This window comes from Roseateles sp., from assembly GCF_019237615.1.
In the GTDB taxonomy this organism is placed as follows: domain Bacteria; phylum Pseudomonadota; class Gammaproteobacteria; order Burkholderiales; family Burkholderiaceae_C; genus Pelomonas.
This window is the reverse complement of record NZ_JAFAGT010000073.1, coordinates 1-3,560: the sequence shown is the minus strand read 5'-3', so window position 1 is coordinate 3,560 and position 3,560 is coordinate 1. Positions and strand designations below refer to the sequence as shown.

General features: G+C 67.3%; 4 protein-coding genes. All 4 read right to left on the bottom strand.

What is annotated here, in order from left to right:
* Positions 1-201 precede the first annotated feature (201 nt).
* A complete protein-coding gene (gene gshA, locus JOY88_RS14925; RefSeq protein ID WP_293503421.1) occupies positions 202-1,467 on the bottom strand; it encodes a glutamate--cysteine ligase in 1,266 nt (421 codons plus the stop codon).
* Positions 1,468-1,588: 121 nt separating this feature from the next.
* On the bottom strand, positions 1,589-2,989 hold the full coding sequence (locus tag JOY88_RS14920; protein ID WP_293503420.1) for an ammonium transporter: 1,401 nt from the start codon (positions 2,987-2,989) through the stop codon (positions 1,589-1,591).
* A gap of 32 nt (positions 2,990-3,021) precedes the next feature.
* Positions 3,022-3,360: a P-II family nitrogen regulator gene (gene glnK, locus JOY88_RS14915; protein ID WP_056192325.1), complete on the bottom strand. Its 339-nt coding sequence runs from the start codon at positions 3,358-3,360 to the stop codon at positions 3,022-3,024.
* 16 nt (positions 3,361-3,376) lie between these two features.
* On the bottom strand, positions 3,377-3,560 hold a 184-nt coding region (locus JOY88_RS14910), incomplete at its 5' end, for a TorF family putative porin (RefSeq protein ID WP_367269804.1).

Sequence of the window (3,560 nt, the reverse complement as noted above, 5' to 3'; positions counted from 1 at the left end):
CTGCAGTGACGGCGGCAACAGAAACTGCTGATCGGGCTCGTAAGGCAGGTAGCTTGTCGGCATGGGGTGGATCTTCCCAGTCCGACCCCATTCACGCATCCGGCGATGCCCTTGACATCAGGCTTCTACCGCGCAGGCACCTAGGCGAGAACGGTCCGAAACACCCCCTGCCAAATGGGATGGGCGCCCAGAATGAGGGGGTCAGGCCGCCTCGGCCTCGGCCTGCGGGTCGGTGGCCTCGAGCTCGTAGCTGGCAGCCAGCATGGCCAGGCGGCCGATGACGCCGTACATGTAGAAGCGGTTGGGCGCGCTGACACCGGGCTTCTCGCCGGGACGCGGCAGGTGCGGCGACTCGGCGAAGGCCAGCGGCACGTAGCTGGCGCCGGGCGCATTCAGGTTCTCGTCGATGCCGCGATGGGCGTGCACGCGGTAGAAGCCGCCGACGACGTAGCGGTCCATCGTGTAGACCACTGGCTCGGCCACGGCCTCGTGCACGCGCTCGTGCGTGGGCACGCCTTCCTGCACGATGACCTCCTGGCCCAAATTTTCCGGCAGCGCCGCAGCCAGGCCCTCGATGTCCTTGGCGTCGCGCACCGTCAGTACGGCGCGGCCATAGCTGCCCACGTCGCTCTTGATGATGACGAAGGGCTTCTCGTTGATGCCGTATTCCTTGTACTTGCGGCGCACCTTGGCGAGCTGGGTGTCTGCCGCCGTCTGCAGCGCCTCCAGGCCCTTGTGGCCGCGCAGGTCCACGCCCTGGAACATGGGCGTGATCAGCCAGGGGTCCATGCCCAGCAGCTTGCCGAAGCGCTTGGCCACCTCCTCGTAGGCGCGGAAATGCTGGCTCTTGCGCCGCACCGTCCAGCCGGCGTGCAGCGGCGGCAGCAGGTATTGCTCGTGCAGGCCCATCAGCTGCGGCGGCGTGCCGGCGGCCAGGTCGTTGTTGAGCAGGATGGTGCAGGGGTCGAAGCCCTTGAGCATCAGGCGGCCGCGCTTGCGCACCAGTGGCTCGATGACGATGCTGCCGCCGTTGGCGATCTTCAGCTCGGTGGGCTCCGCGATGACAGGGTCCAGCGTGCCGAAGCGCACGTTCAGGCCGGCCTGCGTGAAGATGCGCGCCAGCGTCGCGAGGTTGTCCAGGTAGAAGCTGCAGCGCGCGCCGGTTTCCGGGATGACCAGCAGGTTGCGCGCCTCGGGGCAGATCTTCTCGATGGCCGCCATCGCCGCCTGCACGGCCTGCGGCAGCATCTGCGGCGTGAGATGGTTGAAGCCGCCGGGGAACAGGTTGGTATCCACCGGCGCGAGCTTGAAGCCAGCGTTGCGCAGGTCCACCGACGCGTAGAAGGTGGGCGTGTGTTCCATCCATTCCAGCCTGAACCAGCGCTCCGTGGCCGGCATGGACTCCAGGACGCGAGCCTCCAGCTCGTTGATGGGACCGTTCAGGGCGGTGATCAGATGGGGAACCATGGACGAATGATCTCAGACTCGGCGGGGCGACCCACTTGGGGTCGGTACGCCGGATCACAAGCCACCCACCGCCCACAAAAAACCGCCCCGGAGGGCGGCCCGTCACGGCCTCAGCCGTGGATCACTTGTGATAGGCCGTCTCGCCATGCGCCGAGATGTCCAGACCCTCGCGCTCCTCTTCCTCGGTGACGCGCAGGCCGATGACCGTGTCGACCAGCTTGTAGGCGACGAAGGAGACCACGCCCGACCAGGCGATGGTCAACAGCACGCTCTTGACCTGAGTGATGACCTGGGCGCCCATCGCGTACTCGGCCGGCTGAGTGCCGCCCAGCGCGGGGGCTGCGAACACGCCTGTCAGGATGGCGCCGACGATGCCGCCCACGCCGTGCACGCCGAACACATCGAAGGCGTCGTCCATGCCCAGCATCTTCTTCAGCCCCCCCACTCCCCACAGGCACACCAGGCCGGCGATGAGGCCCAGGACGATGGAGCCCATGGGGCCGACGAAGCCGGCGGCCGGCGTCACGGCGACCAGCCCCGCCACCGCGCCGGACGCGGCGCCCAGCATGGAGGCCTTGCCCTTGTGCAGCGCCTCGCCGGCGATCCAGGACAGCGTCGCGGCGGCGGTGGCGAAGATGGTGTTGACGAAGGCCAGGCCGGCCACGCCGTTGGCGGCGCCCGCCGAGCCGGCGTTGAAGCCGAACCAGCCCACCCACAGCAGCGAAGCGCCGACCATGGTCAGCGTCAAGCTGTGCGGCGTCAGGGCTTCCTTGCCGAAGCCGATGCGCTTGCCCACCAGATAGGCGCCCACCAGACCGGCGACACCGGCGTTGATATGCACCACGGTGCCACCGGCGAAGTCCAGCGCACCGTCCTTGGCCAGCAGGCCGCCGCCCCACACGATGTGGGCCATGGGCACGTAGGCGAACGTGAACCACAGCGCCGAGAACAGCAGCACGGCCGAGAACTTGATGCGTTCGGCGAAGGCGCCGACGATCAGTGCGCAGGTGATGGCCGCGAAGGTCGACTGGAAGGCCACGAAGACGAACTCGGGGATGGTCGGCAACGCGCCCGACAGCGTGTCCGCCGCGACGCCCTTCAGGAAGACCTTGTCCAGGCCCGCAATGAAGGTGCCCTCGCCGCCGAACGCAAGGCTGTAGCCGTAGATGGCCCACAGCAGCGTGATCAGCGCGAAGATGACGAACACCTGCATCAGCACCGACAGCATGTTCTTGCTGCGCGCGAGGCCGCCATAGAACAGCGCCAGGCCGGGGATGGTCATCAGGATGACCAACGCCGTGGAGGTCAGCATCCACGCGGTGTCGCCACTGTCGAGCTTGGGCGCGGGGGCCGAGGCCGCCCCGCCCGGTGCGGACGCAGCGGGCGCCTCGGGGGCGGCGGCGGACGCGGCTGCTTCGGTGGCCATGGCGGCGGATGCCGGCGCAGCGGCAGGTTCCTGGGCCCAGGTGCTCGGCGCGAATGCCGCCGCCGCGAAGGCCAGGCAGGCAAGGAGTTTCTTCATTTGTCTGTTCTCCAACGGATAACGGTTCGGGCTCAGAGCGCGTCGTTGCCGGTCTCGCCGGTGCGGATGCGAACGACCTGGTCAAGCGGCGATACGAAGATCTTGCCGTCGCCGATCTTGCCGGTGCGGGCCGAGGATTCGATGGCTTCGATGACGCGCTCGACGACGTCGTCATTCACGGCGGCCTCGATCTTGACCTTGGGCAGGAAGTCGACGACGTACTCGGCGCCGCGGTACAGCTCGGTGTGCCCCTTCTGGCGGCCGAAGCCCTTGACCTCGGTGACCGTCAGGCCCTGCACGCCGATGGCGCTCAGGGCCTCACGCACCTCGTCGAGCTTGAAAGGCTTGATGACGGCAGTGATCAGTTTCATGTCGCTCTCCAAAGAATCAGAACGTCTTCTTCAGGCCGACCACCAGCGTGGTTTTGCCCATGAACTTGGCGTTAACAGGGCTGGCGTAGAAGCCCTTGTTGGCATCGGTGCCGACGATGGCGCCGCTCAGCACCAGGCCCGAGAAGTCCTTGGCCAGCGTCAGCGAATAGTCCGTATACGAGCCCGCGGAGTTGTGGCGG

Coding starts and splice junctions, on each gene's coding strand:
- JOY88_RS14920 (WP_293503420.1), bottom strand. CDS start 2,989: ATGAAGAAACTCCTTGCCTGCCTGGCCTTCGCGGCGGCGGCATTCGCG.
- gshA (WP_293503421.1), bottom strand. CDS start 1,467: ATGGTTCCCCATCTGATCACCGCCCTGAACGGTCCCATCAACGAGCTG.
- glnK (WP_056192325.1), bottom strand. CDS start 3,360: ATGAAACTGATCACTGCCGTCATCAAGCCTTTCAAGCTCGACGAGGTG.